The following is a 17,019-nucleotide window of genomic DNA, read 5'->3' as shown; positions in this document are numbered from 1 at the left end:
GTGGACGTCTTGAAACTCCGCGCACTCGAACAATCAGACGTAAAGCCCTTGCAACGCTTATTGATGGATAGTTTGAGTGATTTGATGCGACGAGAGCGTTTTGAAGATGCCGATTTGCTTGATGAAGAAGTGGCGCGTCTGAATACGACCATTCAAGATCACTTTGATGACGATTTCGTGCAACTGTATGTTGTCGATCAAGATGGTGTGATTGTGGGCGTAGGAGCATTATTGCCACCCAACGATATCATTTCGGGACATCTCGAGGTCGAGCGCGATGCCATTGAACTAGGTAGTGTCTATATATCACCGCATATGCAGCGACTTGGCGTCGGGCAATTTTTGCTAGAAACGATGAAACGAGAGATCCTCGCTAGAAAGCAACACGTCTTTTATTTAGATGCGGGTTTTCCGAGCGCGCAAGCGTATTGGCAAAAACGATTAGGCGCACCCTCTCTCATTCTCGAACATTATTGGGGACCGGACGCATCACACATGATTTGGCGAGTGGACATCAAAAAGAGAACTTAGCGCTCGGGCTAAGTTCTCTTTTTAGTAGTACGAACGCATAAATTGATGAATGCCGGATGCGGTCGCTTCGGCCATCCGTTGACGATACGTCGTATTCGTCAAATAAGAACGGTCGCTTGAGTTACTGATAAATCCGTATTCCACAAGGGTAGAAGGCGAAACATTTCGTCCGACCACGTAAACGTTCTGATACTTGACTCCGCGGTTTTGGATTGTGGAGATACGCGATGCAATCTCTTTGTTGATAGAGGACCCTAGGCTACGACTCGCTGAGATGTAAGGATTGGTCGTATAACTGTCTGACGTCGGTACGAGTACTTCGTGCCCGTGGGCCGTGTTGTAAACAGAAGAATTCGCATGAAGACTGACAAAGATGTCCCCTTTATAGGACTTATTTAGTGACACACGTTGCTCCAGTGAGAGATACGTATCAGTTGAACGTGTGAATTTGACGTTGTAGTCATATGTGCTCGACAAGACGCCCGCAAGGCGTTTTGCGATATCAAGTGCAATCACTTTTTCATAAACGGATCCGTAAACGGCTCCGGGGTCATTTCCACCATGTCCTGCATCGATGACAACGGTTTTTCCGGTTCCATCTGTATCGGTTGGTGTCGTGACAGTCGTCGGTTTTAGATACTCGGATGCCACATAGCCCGTTTTACCGTTATACGTCACTTTATACCACGAGTCGTATCGACTCACGTATTTGACGACCGATCCGGCAGGAATTACGGTCAAGACATCGCTCCAAGAAGCTGCGCTAAGTCGCATATTCAAATTCACTGTTGTTTCGTAATATGAAGAGGGTGTCACCGGAGTTGTTGTCGTCGTTAAATAGTCAGAGGCAACGTATCCGGTTTTGCCATTGAACGTCACTTTATACCAAGAACCATAGCGGCTGACGTATTTGACGGTTGCGCCAGATGGAATCGTGGTGACGACTTCACTCCAAGAAGCAGCGGTGAGGCGCATGTTCAAATTAGCTGTCGTTTTATAATAGTCCGACGGCGGAATAGGAGCACTTGTAGGTGTTAAGTAAGCAGAGGCGACGTAACCGATTTTGCCATTAAACGTTACTTTATACCACGAACCGTAGCGACTGACATATTTAACGGTTGCGTCAGCCGGAATCACGGTGACGACATCGCTCCAAGAGGCAGCGGTGAGGCGCATGTTTAATCGATCTGTCGTCTTATAATAAGAAGCAGTATTGGATACCGTAACGTATTGAGAAGAAACATAACCTGTTTTGCCTCCATAACTGACTTTATACCACGAACCGTATGTACTGATGTAAGTGACACTCGAACCGGACGGAATTGTTAAAAGAACAGGGCTCCACGTTGCAGCACTTAAACGAAGATTTAAGTTGGCAGTTGTGGTGTAAGTCGAGGCGGCTTCGGCGACAGTCGATTTGATTCCAGAAGAATCGAGTTGGAATGGGGCGATGACTGCCCCGGTTAGTGCAAGTGAAGAACTTAATAATAGCTTTAAGCTCCATGATGATTTTAATCCATTCAATGTTCAAACTCCTCTATTCAATAAACTAGCGACAATGACGGCATATGAGAGTACATCTGAGTTGTCTTTGTTTATTATATAAGTAAAAAGTAAAAAATGGAGAGAAATATATAATTAATTTACCTTTTTCTTAAAATAAAAAAGACGCACGAGGCGTCTTTGAAAAATATGATTATACGATGCGTGGCATATCATCAACGAATAGCTTGACAGGTTCATCTACCTTTACAATACGTGGCATATCATCAACGAATAGCTTGACAGGTTCATCTACTTTAACAATACGAGGCATATCATCAACAAACGATTTAATAGGTGCGTCCACTTTAACGATACGAGGCATATCGTCTACTAAAGGTCTGACAGAACTTCCTAAAAGTAAAACTGCTGTAGCGATGAATAATACTCCTGTTACTTTTTTCATTAATAAAACCTCCATTTGATTGTTATTTTATGCTTTTAAAGCAGGAAATCCTAAATCGATTTGAGTTCATTCGTCAGCTTTTGATGAATCAAATAATCTGTATAACGTTTCAGATTGTTGATGAATCCTTGATTCTAAATCCCCTGTATAAGTGCCCGGGATGTCTGCAGGAAAAATTATCACCTTTTCAGACTCATTTTTTAAAGCGGACGCTAAAATCGAAACTTTTACCTGTTGACTCAATAGCGTGCTACAGAGAGAATGAGAAATTTTACTTGATTCAGTCAGTAAGTTTGGTTTCCAACAAACAGATGTTTCTGGAAGGATGTATAAAATGTGTCCTTCTTCAAGTAAGGTAATACATTGGTTTGTAACAAAATCAGGATTTTGTTCTACGTTGATATATTCATAATCAAGAACCTGTTTCTCATATATGGTCTTTGTACTTCTTTTTAAAATGGAGAGAGAAAGTTCAGGTCCTAGGATATATAGCTTTTTGAAAGAGTGGATATGTTTTAATGATCTAGCTATTAGCCTAGGTAATGATTGATAGTAATCAATTTGAAAAGCGTTTACAATGAAACCTTTAGGAGAACATAACAATTGGGTTAGATGTTCTAATCCCGAAAAATTATTATGATCTTCGGGTGTGTAGATTGTATTTACGGTTGGAACTTGCTTTGATTTGAAATAAATTTTAGGCTTAATGTAGTCTTCGGTAAGTAGGAAACTTAGTTTTCCCATTTGTCATTTTCACCCCCATATTTATGATTAAATTAAAATGAAATGTGTAATTTGGTAAAAATTATCTAGGGAATTTGCAGGTAAAGTGTTTTTAACTAGTTCAATATTATCATGTTGTCATTCATAAACGGGGATGATTCGGTTGGGAAACTTCTTGCTAAAAGTGCTCAATTAGACAGCTTTTTTGAGGAGAATTTCCTGAATCTGTGACAAAAAGACTAAGTTTTTTAAAAAAATCGATCATTTTAGTTCGAAGGAGCTACTGCTTGATATGGAATATAATTTTGGAAACTTAATAAAAGTGGAACGTATGCGAAAAAATATGAAGCAGTCTGTACTTGCAAGAGGAATTTGTTCGATATCATATTTAAGTAAAATTGAAAATAATCAAACAACACCAAGTGATGAAGTCTTAGAATTGATTTTTGAAAGATTAGAGTTAGAGGTCCCACTTTACTATGATTTTAGTGAAAAAATAGATCAAACTAAGAAAGAAATTCGAGACACCTTAAAAGAAGCGTTATTGTCGAGACAAGAGGAAAAGTACTTTAAACGAATCGAAAAGTTTAAAACAAATCCTGTCGTTTTACAATCGAAAGAGTTATATGTCACTTTGTTGATTACGTTGGCTCGATTTGGAATCACACCAGGCGGCAATGTTCAATATTTAATTGAAGTGGGCTGGATTAAAGACCAACTATCGAGTGATGATCGTTTGCGATACGATTTGATACAGTGTATTTATATGTTCTTATATCAATCCGCTGATCGCGAAACAACTGTTAATTTGTTAGAAAAAGTAGGAAAAGACATGATGAATTCAGGTCTTCCCGATTGGGAAAAAGCAGATATTCGTTATGTCATGGGTGCGTTATATCATCGATTTACAGATTATTCACAAGCGATTGATTATGTAAAACCAGCACTTGAGTACTTTCAAGAGAATTTTTGTCTTGAACGAATCATCGAATCGCATATGATTATTGGTTTATCATTTAAACGACGAAAACGATACACGATTGCGTTAGAACATTATGAAAAAGCAGCAAAAGTTGCGGATAAGGCGAATTTAAATGATTACTATGGGATGCTTTACAACAACATGGGAGACATCTACTTTTTAATTGGAGATCAAGAGAAAGCGCAAAAATATTTTCTTGATAGCTTCAATGTCAAAGAAGGAGCAAAAAGCAAACTCTATAGTGTCATGTCTTTACTTGAAGTGAGTGTCGCTCAAAATAATATTGAAGGCATTATGGAGTGGTTAACTGTTGGTTATGAATTAAAAGGAAACAAAGATGAATTAATTGAGTTTGACTATCACTTCGATATTTATGTAAGCAAGTATAAAAAATTTAATCAAAATGAACTGATTAATAGTTTGAAAAAAGCAGTGGATTATTTCGAAGCTTATGATGAATACTATACACATAAGTATGCATTGTGGTTATCCAGAGAGTTAAGAAGTTCAGGGAAATACAAACTCGCTACGGAATATTATGAAAAGACAATCTCAATGATGTCACGTTGGGAGTAAAAGAAAAGAACTCGAGATAAGTAAACATACTTAAATCGAGTTCTTTTCTATGGCGTTGTAAAATAGTGCACAGTCCAGACCTGCTCCTGAGCGAGGCGTTCGTCTTCGATATGACCGTTAAGGACTTGCTGTAATAAATGAATCAAGTGCTTCTGGAGATTTCCGTCATGTGAGCCACTATGCAAAATTTGCTCTTCGCTCGCAATGATATAAAATCCACCAATCCGCAAAGGAATATGCTTTCGAACCAAAGCCGTAGCGATTTGATACTTCGTTTGTTCGCCTGTATGAGGCACTTCGACTTCAAAACGTCCCCATTGTTTCAAATCTCCAATTTCTGAAAAAGGTGGGTCACGATGATTCAATGGCAGGACCTCCGATCCTAGCAATTTCTTTATAATCAGTATATCTTGTTTTCAGCTTAAAACGTGTAAAAATAAATGGATAGGGTATTCCACATCCACGTAAATGAATCGGTTTCTTTCCTTTCTATATTTTGTAAAAGGAATCCTTCCGAATTAGGCAAAAATGAGTCAAAAATAACACGGTTAAGAAGACCGTGTTATTGCATGATATGTTCTTTCGATGCGGGAAGTTCACAGATGAAAGTACTTCCTTCCCCATAAACTGATTCGACATGGAGTTGTCCGTCATGAGCTTTAGCAATCTCTTTACAGATAGCGAGCCCGAGCCCGGTCCCCCCGATTTTGCGTCGATCCGAGTTGTCAACGCGATAAAATTTTCCGAAGAGATGAGGAAGAGAGGCAGTCGGTATGCCCATTCCATGGTCTTTTACTTTGATCACAACCTCTTCATCTATGCGCTCGAGTGATACAAGAATATTCCCGCCGTCCGGTGAATATTTGATGGCGTTACTTAACAGGTTGCCGAACAGCTGTCGCATACCTTCTAAGTCGGCATCGATGACGAAATTTTGTTCGATATCAACGTCGATGAATAGCTCATGAAGGTCCGTTGTTTCTTGATAAAATGCGACGCTATTTGACACGAGTTCATATAGGTCGACGGGCTCCCATTCAAACGTCTGTTTTCCGGATTCCATCTTCTGCAAGTCTAAGAAATCGCTGACGAGATATGAGAGTCGCTTCGCCTCATCATGGATCGTATGCAAATACAGTTCTCGACGGCTTTCATTCAAGTCGCGCGACAACATGAGTTCGGTAAACCCATAAATCGATGAAAGGGGCGTTCTTAATTCGTGCGACACAGTCGTTACGAGTTCAGATTTCATCCGGTCAACCTCAGTCTCGGCGGTAACGTCACGTAGGACGAGCATTGTCCCACGGAGTCGACGATCACGATAAATACTTTCGGCATAGAGTTGGATAAAGCAATCACCTTGATCAATCGAAATCGTGAGCCCGTCTTCAGGTGGGTCTTGGGAGAAGACTCGCTCGAAGTACCGAACGAATTGCTCGTGTTGGTCGACGCGTTTTGCTAATTGCTCGATATCGATGTTGATGGCGGACAACTCTTCGTACCCTTTATAGTCAAAGTGAAGATCATCAAACATGCGGATGAAGGCACGATTTCCGACGACAGTGTCATCTTCATAGTTTACATATAGAATAGCTTCACGCACCGAATTAATCAGTTGGGCTGTTTCTTTCCGATCCTGTTGCATCTGAAGATAGAGTTGCATCCGAAGAAGTGAGATGGCGAGCTGGCTTGCGAACGCGTTTAGTTCGGACTTTTCACTAGCATCATACTGTTCATCATACCGTGCCAAATAGAGGCAACCAATCAGACTATTCTCGGACGGGTCCATGATCGGGATAACTGATTCATAAATATAATACGGATACGTGTGTAACGCATCGACGACTCGTTTCGACGTTGCGGCGGGTAACTTTGAAATCATGACGCGTTTGAGTAAAAGTGAATCTTTTTTGAGGCTTTCTTGTTGTTCTTCGGACATTTCTTTTGGTACGACAGACGTAATTTCTCCGTCTTTGGCGAGTAGGAGCGCACCAAACTCGGATTTTGTGAGTAACACGATTTTTTCGATGACAGATGAATAATCAAATAGCGATTCTTTTGAGGCCAATACTCCGATTAATTCATTACGATATTGAAGGTTCATTTGATTTATCTTGGATTCGTTTAGTACACTCTCGAGCTTTGCTTTCTTGGTCTTCAATCTATGGTTTTGTTCAGTCATCCGTTTGATGAGCGGACGCCCGATGAGTAAGATGGCACTAATGAACATAACTAACCCGATCATCCAAATCCATCGAAGGGCTGTGAGTTCGAGAGTAGAGACATCCCCATCTCGCACAAACCAAGCGCCAATCGCGGTCAAAATGATACTAAATCCACATACGCTATATAAAATACTGAGTATTTGACGACTGTTGAGTTGTTCAATCCACTTGCTGATCATTCGTTTTACTTCCTTCCTTGAACATAAAAACGGGGGTCATCCTTTCCTTGCCCTGCATTCTACGAAACGGGAAAAGGAAAATGAAACTAATTTGCTTATGCGATGTGTCTATTGTCTATGTTGCTTTCACATACACGCATTTACCCAAAATGATTAAAAGATACACATGTCTACTTTCTCACCATTGACATCATTCACATAAACTATTATCTTGAATTTAAGATAAAAAAAGAATGAGGAGTGTGAGTGAATGTTATCGATTGAACCGTCTGCTTTGACTGAAATCGACACGTATAAGTTTTTGATTGGCAGCATTGTGCCGAGACCGATTGCCTTTGTCACAACACGACATGAGGATGTGATCAACGCGGCTCCATTTAGTTATTTCAACGTGGTTTCTTCCGTTCCTCCGCTCGTGTCGGTCTCTGTCCAACGAAAGGATGGAGTGATGAAGGATACAGCACGAAACGCGCTGCGCACGAATGAATTGGTGATTCATATCGTAGATGAAACGAATGTCGCCCATGTGAATGAGACGGCTGCAAACCTTGCAGCCGATGAGAGTGAACTGTCTCGCACGAACTTCACGATTCAACAAAGCGAAGTTGTTTCGACACCTGGGATCAAGGAAGCAAAAATCCGATTTGAGTGCGTATTACATCACCACCTCCCGATTGAATATGACGGACAGACGACTGCGGATTTGTTGATTGCACGAATTGTCCGTTTTCATATCGACCGTGATTTATATAAACACGGACGTATCGATGCAAAACAACTGGCTCCGGTCAGTCGAATGGCGGGGAATGGTTATGCGACACTCGGTGAAATTTTCGATTTGAAACGTCCGGAATAATTGATAAACGTGTCCGTTTTTTCTAAAGAACGGACACGTTTTTTGGGTAAAGAAGTAGGAAGCGTATTTGCGTACGGTATTTCTTTCATTCCGAACCTTGCTTATGTCACAATAAAGTCAGAACATTCTAACTTTCAGTCATCCTAGATTAGAGAAAAAAGGGGAGTCCGTCATGTACCGTCCAACTGTCCAATCGATTATTACTGCCATTGAAACCGTGATTGTCGGAAAAGAAGAAGTCATCGCTAAAAGCTTAACTGCGTTGCTAGCAGGGGGACATGTCCTTTTAGAAGATGTACCAGGTGTCGGAAAGACGATGCTCGTTCGTACGTTTAGCCGAGCGATCGACTTAGAGTTTAAACGCATTCAATTCACACCGGACATGTTGCCATCCGATTTGACCGGTATTTCGATGTATAACCAAAAAACGAGAGAATTCGAATATCGTCCTGGTCCGCTCATGGGGAATATTATTTTGGCGGATGAAATCAACCGGACTTCTCCGAAGACGCAGTCGGCTCTTCTTGAGGCGATGGCGGAGCGAAGTGTGACAGTGGATGGGGAATTAAAAGTACTACCTTCACCATTTTTCGTCATGGCGACACAAAATCCGATTGAACATGAGGGGACGTACCCATTACCTGAAGCGCAATTGGATCGTTTCTTGCTCAAAATTGAAATGGGCTACCCGACATTCAATGAAGAAATTGCACTGTTATCACGTTTTGAAAAAGACGAGCCGCTCGAAACCCTTCATAGCGTAATCACGAAGCAAGAAGTCGAACGTATGCAGCGTGAAGTGAGAGATGTCCACGTATCGAGTGCGGTCAAACAATACATCGTGCGATTGGTACATGAGTCTCGGAAAGATCCGCATACGTATTTAGGCGGAAGTCCGCGGTCCACCCTTGCCTTGATGAAAGCATCACAAGCGTGGGCATATATTCATAATCGTGATTTCGTGTTGCCAGATGATGTCAAAGCACTGGCGACGAGTGTTCTCGGACATCGTGTCTTGTTGACGGCGGAAGCGCGTTATAAAGGAAAAACGTCGAATCAGTTGATTCAAGACTGGCTCGATACGTTACCTGTCCCGATGGATCGTGAGGTCAACGAGGTATGAAAAACTGGATGAAGCTGTTCGTTGTATGGGCGGCGGCATTCGGATTGTATTCATTTGCCCGCATCGAAGGAAGTATTGTCGCTTCGACGTTATGGTGGTCGTTCGCGGTGTTGACCGTCTATTGGACGCTTTTCATGATCTATCCAGTCACTGCGGCGAACGTCTCGCGACGTGTGACGACGAAACGTCTCGTCTCCGGTCAGGTGATGGATGTCGAACTGAAAATCGAACGGAAGTATCCTTTCTTGATTGGGATGGTGACGTTAGAAGAGCGAATGCCACAACGCTTAATTGATGAGGATAAGACTATTATCGTGCCGGTAGACCGTTTCTTCCGGCGTGCTGAAGTTGTCGAGTATAAAATCGATGCAATCAAACGAGGAATTCATGTCTTTGATCGAACGATTCTCCATGTTCGTGACGTGTTTGGGTTATTCGACCGTAGACGGACGATACGAATCGAGACAGTCGTTGAAGTATCCCCTGCTGAGCTGCCGTTTGATTTGCCACGAGATGAGCACGTCGGAGGACGTGGTGAGCAATATCGCCAAACGCGTACGTATACAGAAGTGGCCAATACGACAAGCGGAGTGCGTGAATATGCGGCAGGAGACCGAATCGGACGGATTGATTGGAAGGCATCTGCACGTCGAGGCAACTTGATGACTAAAACGTTTGACCAGGAACAAGAAAAGAAGCTCTCGCTCGTGTTTGTCCCTTCGGTCTCTGCTGGTTACGAGGAGGCGTTTGAACGCTCTTTGTCGCTACTCGTTGGTGCGATTCGCCAGTTAGAACGTAAAAATTTGCCGTTTGAACTATATGTGATTGAAGACCAGGTGAGGTTGTTTCATCTTCCGGACCAAAGCGCTGAGGTCGGTCATTACTTGCTGACTGCGACTCCGGAAGCGGAGGGGCGTCTCGTCGAGAGGGTGAAGCAGAATCTGCCCCAACAAACGGGGGATCTGATTTTAATCAGCCCGTTCGAGACCACGTCAATCCGGGAGCTCATGCATGAAACACAAGGAAGCTATCATCTATACACTGCGGTAAGTGAGGTGATGACATGAGAACTTGGGTGACCCGCATTGTTTATACGATACTTGCCGCCTATTTGTTGTCGTTCTGGATTGAACCGATTGTTGGAAGTACAACGTTTGATGTGAATTGGCCGTTTTATTTCCTTCTCATCGTGCCGATGTTCGCAAGTCTTCTCCCGTGGACTGCTTTTCTTAGTATTTCATTTCTCAATTTTCTAGTCGTCCTATACGTCTATCACGGAAGTATTTTCGACTGGTTCGGGATTTGGATGGAAGACTTCACAGGTGTCATAAGCGGAGAGTTACCAAACGAGGCCATCTTCTTTTCTGCGATGGCGCTCATCGGGCTTCTGTTCGCCGTTCTTGTCGGACGAACGTATCCAAGTTACGGATTTGTGCTTGGGATGATTGTATCCACACTTGGTGTCATGGCTTACTTCGACACGTGGACATTATATGACGGTGAAGGTGACATCCTTTATGCTATCATCACATCGCTGCTCCTGTTATTCGTCACGGATTTGGCGAAACGACCGAGTCAATCACTCGTTCGGTTTGTCAGTATCGGTTTGTTGCTCAGTGTCGTTGTGGCCCTTGCGAGTGCGTCGCCGACGCTCGAGGGGGATTGGTCCGATCGAATCACCACGAGTTTCCGAAATGCGACAACAGAAGGCGATGGGAACGGACCGGGGCGTGTCGGATATGGTGTTAACGATGAGGCGTTAGGCGGCCCGTTCGAACAAGATGACGGGATCGTCTTTATTGCACGTGGTGCACCGGCTCGCTATTGGCGTATCGAATCAAAAGCGATTTATACAGGGAAAGGTTGGATTGCGGCACCGGTACTCGATTCCAACTACAATCGTGGACAGTTAGTGGACGCGGAAGTGGATACGACACCGGAACAGGCGATTCTGCGTTTTGATCGTCGACAATCGTTCGTTCCATACGGTGGTGAATATCCACAAGCGGCGGAGACGGAATCTGGTACAGAGTTTTTGGTCGGTGATATAGAGCGGGATTTCCCGAACGAGACAATCAACATTCAACCTTCCGGGAAAATTGTATTTGAGAACGAGGGACAAGCGACGCCACGAACGATTCAACTCCGCTACAGTGTCCCCGCTTTCTCTGAAGAACAGCTCGATTTAAACGAAGACGTAACTTCGCTTACTGAAGAAGAAACGCAGGTTTATTTACAACTTCCAACCTCGTTACCGGATCGGGTGAGAGATTTAGCTGCTGAAATCACGGCGGAGAGTGAAACTCCGAACGAAAAAGCAGAGGCGGTTGAAGCTTACTTCCGAAACGGAGAATTTCAATATGATACGGAAAACGTGGCCCAACCGCAAGGCGACACGGACTACGTCGACCAGTTCTTATTTGATACACAAATCGGCTATTGTGATAACTTCTCGACATCAGCAGCCGTCTTGTTGCGAGCAAATGGCATTCCGACACGTTGGGTAAAAGGATTTACGATGGGAGATACGCGGGGGGTCATTCAAGGGGAAGAAGAACATACGGTTCGTAATCGTCATGCTCATTCATGGGTTGAGTATTTCATTGAAGGTGCGGGCTGGGTTCCGCTAGAAGCGACAATCAGTTTCTCGGACGCTAACTTACTACAAATGGAGCAAGAGACGGATACGAATGATTCGACCCCGGCTACGAACGATCCACAAGCGTCTCAAGACAACAATCCGCAAAATCGTCCACAAGAAGATTTATTAATCGATGATGTGACGACAGGTGACGTTCAAGAAGAGGGGCGCAGTATTCCGATATGGGGATGGGTGATCATTCTCTTCGTCGTGGCCGTCCTCATTTGGAACCGGAAGATCATCGAGCGGCAAATTATGTACGTCTGGTGGATGAGTCGTCCGCTCACAGACGGAAGTCTTGTTTCGATGCATCGTTATTTGATGAAGCGGCTTCGGGCAAACGGATTTAAAGTCGAAGGTCGTACGCCTTCAGAGCTCGCGAGAGAAGTCGACGCCTACTACGAAACGAACGACATGAGCCGTTTGACGGCCTTGTTTGAACAAGCGGTCTATGCCGAACAAGAACCGAATTCAAAATATAAAGAATATTGGAAAATCATGATTCGTCGAATTATGAGTTGAAGTGATGGGATGCATCAAGTAAGATAGACGCATTAGTTAGATAATTGAACATGGCATTCCTTCGTATATACTCGTGAATTGGCGCGAGAGTCTCTACCGGACCACCGTAAATGGACCGACTATGAAGGAGCACGTTTCGTATACAAAGAAAAGGACGTGCTTCTTCTTCGGTTTGGATAATCTGGGGGAGAGGCGCGTCTTTTTTTGAGGAGAAGGCAGAAAGGTGGAGATTTCGTGAAAGTAGAACAAGAAATGATTTTGGTGCTCGACTTTGGTGGGCAGTATAACCAGTTGATCACGCGTCGTGTCCGTGACCTTGGCGTATACAGTGAGTTGCATTCGCATAAGATGACGGCAACCGAGATTCGCGAATTGAACCCAGTCGGCATCATCTTCTCAGGTGGACCGAACAGCGTATACGCGGAAGGCGCATATCGTTGCGACCCGGAAATCTTCGAACTCGGCATTCCGATTTTCGGAATCTGTTACGGCATGCAACTCATGACGCATCATTTTGGTGGTCGTGTCGAACGTGCTGCACACCGTGAATACGGGAAAGCGACATTGTTCTCAACGCCAGAAGCATCAGCGATTTACAGCGGCCTTCCAGTCGAACATACGGTATGGATGAGCCACGGTGACCTCGTCATGGAAGCACCGGAAGGATTTATCGTCGATGGAACGAACCCGTCTTGCCCGGTCGCTTCAATCAAAAACGATGAGTTGAAAATGTATGGCGTACAATACCATCCAGAAGTTCGTCATTCTGAGTATGGGAATGACATCTTGAAAAACTTTATCTATGAAGTGTGCGGTGCTAAAGGCGAATGGTCGATGGAAAACTTCATTGATATTGAAGTGGAGAAAATCCGTGAAATCGTCGGGCACAAACAAGTGCTCTGTGCACTTTCAGGTGGGGTCGACTCGTCTGTCGTTGCGGCGCTTGTTCACCGCGCAATCGGTGATCAGTTGACATGTATGTTCGTCGACCACGGTCTTCTTCGTAAAGGGGAAGCAGATAGCGTCATGAAGACGTTCGCGGACGGCTTCAACATGAAAGTCATTAAAATCGATGCGCAAGAACGTTTCTTGACGAAATTGGCTGGTGTGTCAGACCCTGAGCAAAAACGGAAGATCATCGGAAACGAGTTCATCTATGTGTTTGATGAAGAAGCTTCGAAACTTGTCGATATGGACTTCCTCGCACAAGGGACGCTCTATACAGACATCATCGAGAGCGGAACAGATACAGCGCAAACGATCAAATCACACCATAACGTCGGTGGGTTGCCGGAAGACATGAATTTCACGTTGATCGAACCACTCAACACGCTCTTTAAAGACGAAGTCCGTGCGCTCGGTACTGAGCTCGGTCTTCCTGACTATATCGTTTGGCGTCAACCGTTCCCGGGTCCGGGCCTCGGAATCCGTGTCCTCGGTGAGATCACGGAAGAGAAGTTAGAAATCGTCCGTGAATCGGATGCTATTTTGCGTGACGAAGTGAAGAAAGCAGGTCTTGAACGAGACATCTGGCAATACTTCACGGTGCTCACACCAATCCGCTCGGTCGGAGTCATGGGTGACGAGCGTACGTACGACTATGCTGTCGGTGTTCGTGCGGTCACTTCAATCGATGGCATGACGTCCGATTGGGCACGTATTCCTTGGGATGTGCTTGAGAAGATCTCTGTCCGGATTGTAAACGAAGTCAGCCACGTTAACCGTGTGCTGTATGACATTACGTCTAAGCCACCTGCAACAATCGAATGGGAATAAGCGGAGCAGAGGGGAATCCCCCCTCTGTTTTGTCTTAAAACCGAACATTAACGTTTTTTATCGATGTAAAATCCGTTAATTTAGTTGACATTCTATTTTCACGCTGATACGATAAGAACGTTCTTATTATAACCGAACAATTATAAAATATTTTGCCGTATAATGTCGGGGATATGGCCCGAGAGTCTCTACGAAATCACCTTAAATGATTTCACTACGGCGAGACATAGATGAGGGTGTATGCCCTCGTATGTTTCGCGTGGGGTCCTCGGTCATTTGCCGGGGACCTTTTCTCGTTTTACGGCGAGTACAAGGAGGAAAACAAATGAGCACACAGCTCAAGCAAGAACAGCAACAACCATCAACAACGAGTCGGATCGATCGTTACTTCCAACTCACAGCACTCGGTACGAGTGTTCGCACGGAACTTGTCGCAGGCTTCACAACGTTCCTCGCAATGGCGTACATTCTTTTCGTTAACCCAAACGTTCTCGGGGCAGCAGGTATGGATACAGGGGCTGTCTTCGTGGCGACGGGGCTTGTTGCAGTAGTCGGTTCATTGACAATGGGACTTCTCGCGAACTATCCAATTGCGATTGCGCCTGGTATGGGCCTCAACGCGTTCTTCGCATATAGTGTCGTCATCGGGATGGGTGTACCATGGCAAACGGCTTTGTCAGGTGTACTCGTATCAGGTCTCTTCTTTATCGTATTGACGCTCTCAGGGATTCGCGAAACGATTGTTAATGCGATTCCGGCTCCGCTCAAGATGGCGGTTGCTGCAGGGATTGGTTTCTTCATCGCGTTCATCGGTTTGAAAAACGCAGGCATCGTTGTTGCGAATGAAGCAACACTCGTCAGCCTTGGTTCACTTGGGACAGGTACAACATTACTTGCGGTATTCGGTCTTGTGGTCAGTGCCTTGCTCATGGCGCGCGACATCAAAGGTGGTATTTTCATCGGGATGTTGTTAACGGCGATCGTCGGGATGATCTTCGGTCTTGTGCCGACTCCGACAGCGATTTCAGACGTTGTATCGATGCCGCCGAGTATGTCATCTACATTCGGTCAAGCATTCATCAACTTCGGTGATGTGTTCACGCTTCAAATGCTCGTTGTTATCTTGACGTTCTTCTTTATCGACTTCTTTGATACGGCTGGAACGCTCGTCGCGGTAGCGCGTCAAGCGGGAATCATGAAAGAAAACAAAGTACCACGTGCGAGTAAGGCGTTAATGGCTGATTCGACAGCAACGGTAGCCGGTGCGATCTTCGGAACGTCTACAGCGACTTCATACGTTGAGTCGTCAGCAGGTGTCGCTGCAGGTGGACGTACAGGATTGACTGCAGTCTTTGCAGGATTGTTCTTCGGTTTGGCGTTGTTCTTCTCGCCTCTCTTGGCAGTTGTTACGGCGCCGGTCACAGCTCCTGCGCTCATCATCGTTGGAGTGCTCATGGCTTCGGCTCTTCTTGATATTGATTGGAAGAAAATCGAGATTGCAGTCCCTGCATTCTTGACGATTATCATGATGCCACTTACGTCATCAATCGCAACAGGGATCGGACTCGGATTTATCCTTTATCCACTCATGATGATTGCGAAAGGGAAGACGAAAGAGATTCATCCTATCATGTATGGAATGTTAGTCATCTTCTTGGCATACTTCATGTTCTTGCCACACGCATAAGTTCATTTGAAAAGCCGGCTCTTTTATTAAGAGTCGGCTTTTTTGTATGCAGTATTCTCGGGAAGGAATGGGTCGTACATGGTGATCGCGTGATTTTCTGTGATGAATTCGTTTCGAAGGTGTGTGCCATTCATTGAAGTGACTTCTTTAAATATTTGGTTATGTCGTATCGTCCCGCCCCACCATTCACGGGTGAAATGATGATTTTCTTCATATATACGATACTGTTCTTTATTCGGGATGTTCGAACGCCATTCCCCGACGAGATGATCTCCTTCTATATATAGAAGAAGTTGATACGTTTGTGCGGTTTGATTGGTGATTTGCAGATCCAGATAGTTATAAGAACAGGTGGCGCCACTACCGAAAGGCTGATCTCGTCGGTAGTCAGGGAACACATCATAACTATGGCGATAGCGTTCGGTTACCGTCAACGGACTATGTAAGGTAATCCAATAGATGAGGTTGGACAGTTGACAGAGACCACCGCCGATTCCTGAGGTCACTTTTCCATAGTGGAGAATCATTCCCTCTACATAACCTTTGCGTTTCGTCGGCTTGCCGATCATCTTCCAATAAGAGAGAACCTCGTTTGGAGTCAGGATGGAGCCGTTCAGTTTGGCGATTGCAATCTTTAGATTGGTTACTTTGTTATGTTGAATTTCCATGTCGATGTCACGGAGTTGACGATATAAAGGAGTGCGGTGTGTATGAATCAGATATGGCATCGGATCAAGGTTTCGTTTTGAAACATATTTTCGTTTGTCCGTAATCCATTTGAGTCTTCTCTTTAATGTATAGACTAGGGTACCGGACCAGATTCTGAGCGGTGAACGTTTCTTAGGTCGCTGTAAATCGGATTGCATCATGTGTGGACTCCTTATAGGTTTATAGTCGCTATGAGATATAAGTGTATTCTTTAAAGTGATTTCTTCTTCATTTAAGGAGTTGAGATTCGAACTCTGAATGATACGAAAAAATATTTAAAAGTTTTTTTAGAATAATGCTTGCAAGATTAAAATGCAGGTGATATAGTTATCTCTGTTGCCAACGACAAACGTTGAACAAACGAAAAAGTTGTTGACATTGAAATGAATTAAATGTTATTATCATTTAGTCGCCAAGAGCGATAGACGAACTTTGAAAACTGAACGATGAGGCAAAAAAGTTTTACAATTTTTGAATGAAGCGCAAGCTTCGTCAATTTAAGAGCTATATCAAATTCTTTGGAGAGTTTGATCCTGGCTCAG

At 44.1% G+C, this 17,019-nt stretch carries 14 protein-coding genes and 2 riboswitches; of the genes, 8 read left to right on the top strand and 6 right to left on the bottom strand.

All coding sequences use genetic code 11. The features are described 5' to 3' along the window. Positions 1–9 precede the first annotated feature (9 nt). Positions 10–531, top strand: a complete 522-nt coding sequence (locus KNO96_RS12105) for a GNAT family N-acetyltransferase (protein WP_214704012.1) — start codon at positions 10–12, stop codon at positions 529–531. A gap of 21 nt (positions 532–552) precedes the next feature. Here the strand turns inward: KNO96_RS12105 and KNO96_RS12100 are convergent, their stop codons facing one another. From KNO96_RS12100 to KNO96_RS12090, 3 genes are all read right to left on the bottom strand, one after another. Continuing rightward, positions 553–2,055 (bottom strand): N-acetylmuramoyl-L-alanine amidase family protein, encoded by a 1,503-nt coding sequence (locus KNO96_RS12100; RefSeq protein ID WP_214704011.1) that lies wholly within the window; start codon positions 2,053–2,055, stop codon positions 553–555. 172 nt (positions 2,056–2,227) lie between these two features. Continuing rightward, positions 2,228–2,479, bottom strand: a complete 252-nt coding sequence (locus KNO96_RS12095; RefSeq protein WP_214704010.1) for a hypothetical protein — start codon at positions 2,477–2,479, stop codon at positions 2,228–2,230. A 66-nt stretch (positions 2,480–2,545) separates the two neighbouring features. Next, the gene (locus KNO96_RS12090) at positions 2,546–3,223 is read right to left on the bottom strand and encodes a hypothetical protein (protein ID WP_214704008.1); all 678 of its coding nucleotides are present in this window, start codon (positions 3,221–3,223) and stop codon (positions 2,546–2,548) included. Between the two features lie 271 nt (positions 3,224–3,494). Between KNO96_RS12090 and KNO96_RS12085 the strand changes: the two genes are divergently transcribed. Further along, positions 3,495–4,760, top strand: coding sequence for a helix-turn-helix transcriptional regulator (locus tag KNO96_RS12085; protein ID WP_214704006.1), 1,266 nt, complete (start codon positions 3,495–3,497; stop codon positions 4,758–4,760). A gap of 47 nt (positions 4,761–4,807) precedes the next feature. Here KNO96_RS12085 and KNO96_RS12080 read toward each other — a convergent pair whose 3' ends face one another. Then, on the bottom strand, positions 4,808–5,125 hold the full coding sequence (locus tag KNO96_RS12080) for a hypothetical protein (protein ID WP_214704004.1): 318 nt from the start codon (positions 5,123–5,125) through the stop codon (positions 4,808–4,810). A gap of 197 nt (positions 5,126–5,322) precedes the next feature. After that, the gene (locus tag KNO96_RS12075) at positions 5,323–7,164 is read right to left on the bottom strand and encodes an ATP-binding protein (protein WP_214704002.1); all 1,842 of its coding nucleotides are present in this window, start codon (positions 7,162–7,164) and stop codon (positions 5,323–5,325) included. 250 nt (positions 7,165–7,414) lie between these two features. On the opposite strand from KNO96_RS12075, the gene KNO96_RS12070 reads away from it, so the two are divergent. The 6 genes from KNO96_RS12070 (at position 7,415) to KNO96_RS12045 (ending at position 15,769) form a co-directional block, all read left to right on the top strand. After that, positions 7,415–8,020 (top strand): flavin reductase family protein, encoded by a 606-nt coding sequence (locus KNO96_RS12070; protein ID WP_214704001.1) that lies wholly within the window; start codon positions 7,415–7,417, stop codon positions 8,018–8,020. A gap of 172 nt (positions 8,021–8,192) precedes the next feature. Continuing rightward, positions 8,193–9,143 (top strand): AAA family ATPase, encoded by a 951-nt coding sequence (locus KNO96_RS12065; RefSeq protein WP_026824353.1) that lies wholly within the window; start codon positions 8,193–8,195, stop codon positions 9,141–9,143. After that, on the top strand, positions 9,140–10,210 hold the full coding sequence (locus KNO96_RS12060; protein WP_214701340.1) for a DUF58 domain-containing protein: 1,071 nt from the start codon (positions 9,140–9,142) through the stop codon (positions 10,208–10,210). The genes KNO96_RS12065 and KNO96_RS12060 overlap by 4 nt, the downstream gene beginning before the upstream one ends. Next, positions 10,207–12,306 (top strand): transglutaminase domain-containing protein, encoded by a 2,100-nt coding sequence (locus KNO96_RS12055; protein ID WP_214704000.1) that lies wholly within the window; start codon positions 10,207–10,209, stop codon positions 12,304–12,306. Before KNO96_RS12060 ends, KNO96_RS12055 begins: the two co-directional genes overlap by 4 nt. Positions 12,307–12,347: 41 nt before the next feature. Then, positions 12,348–12,448: riboswitch (purine riboswitch) on the top strand. A gap of 110 nt (positions 12,449–12,558) precedes the next feature. Next, complete coding sequence (gene guaA, locus KNO96_RS12050; RefSeq protein ID WP_251125205.1) at positions 12,559–14,082, top strand: glutamine-hydrolyzing GMP synthase; 1,524 nt, start codon at positions 12,559–12,561, stop codon at positions 14,080–14,082. 135 nt (positions 14,083–14,217) lie between these two features. Beyond that, positions 14,218–14,319: riboswitch (purine riboswitch) on the top strand. Between the two features lie 88 nt (positions 14,320–14,407). Then, positions 14,408–15,769, top strand: coding sequence for an NCS2 family permease (locus KNO96_RS12045; protein WP_251125202.1), 1,362 nt, complete (start codon positions 14,408–14,410; stop codon positions 15,767–15,769). A gap of 26 nt (positions 15,770–15,795) precedes the next feature. Here the strand turns inward: KNO96_RS12045 and KNO96_RS12040 are convergent, their stop codons facing one another. After that, the gene (locus KNO96_RS12040) at positions 15,796–16,638 is read right to left on the bottom strand and encodes a VanW family protein (RefSeq protein ID WP_214703998.1); all 843 of its coding nucleotides are present in this window, start codon (positions 16,636–16,638) and stop codon (positions 15,796–15,798) included. Between the last annotated feature and the right edge of the window lie 381 nt (positions 16,639–17,019).

It is taken from the genome of Exiguobacterium sp. s89, from assembly GCF_018617735.1.
GTDB lineage: Bacteria > Bacillota > Bacilli > Exiguobacteriales > Exiguobacteriaceae > Exiguobacterium > Exiguobacterium marinum.
The sequence above is the reverse complement of the archived record's forward strand: the minus strand, read 5'-3'. Positions and strand labels throughout refer to the sequence as shown.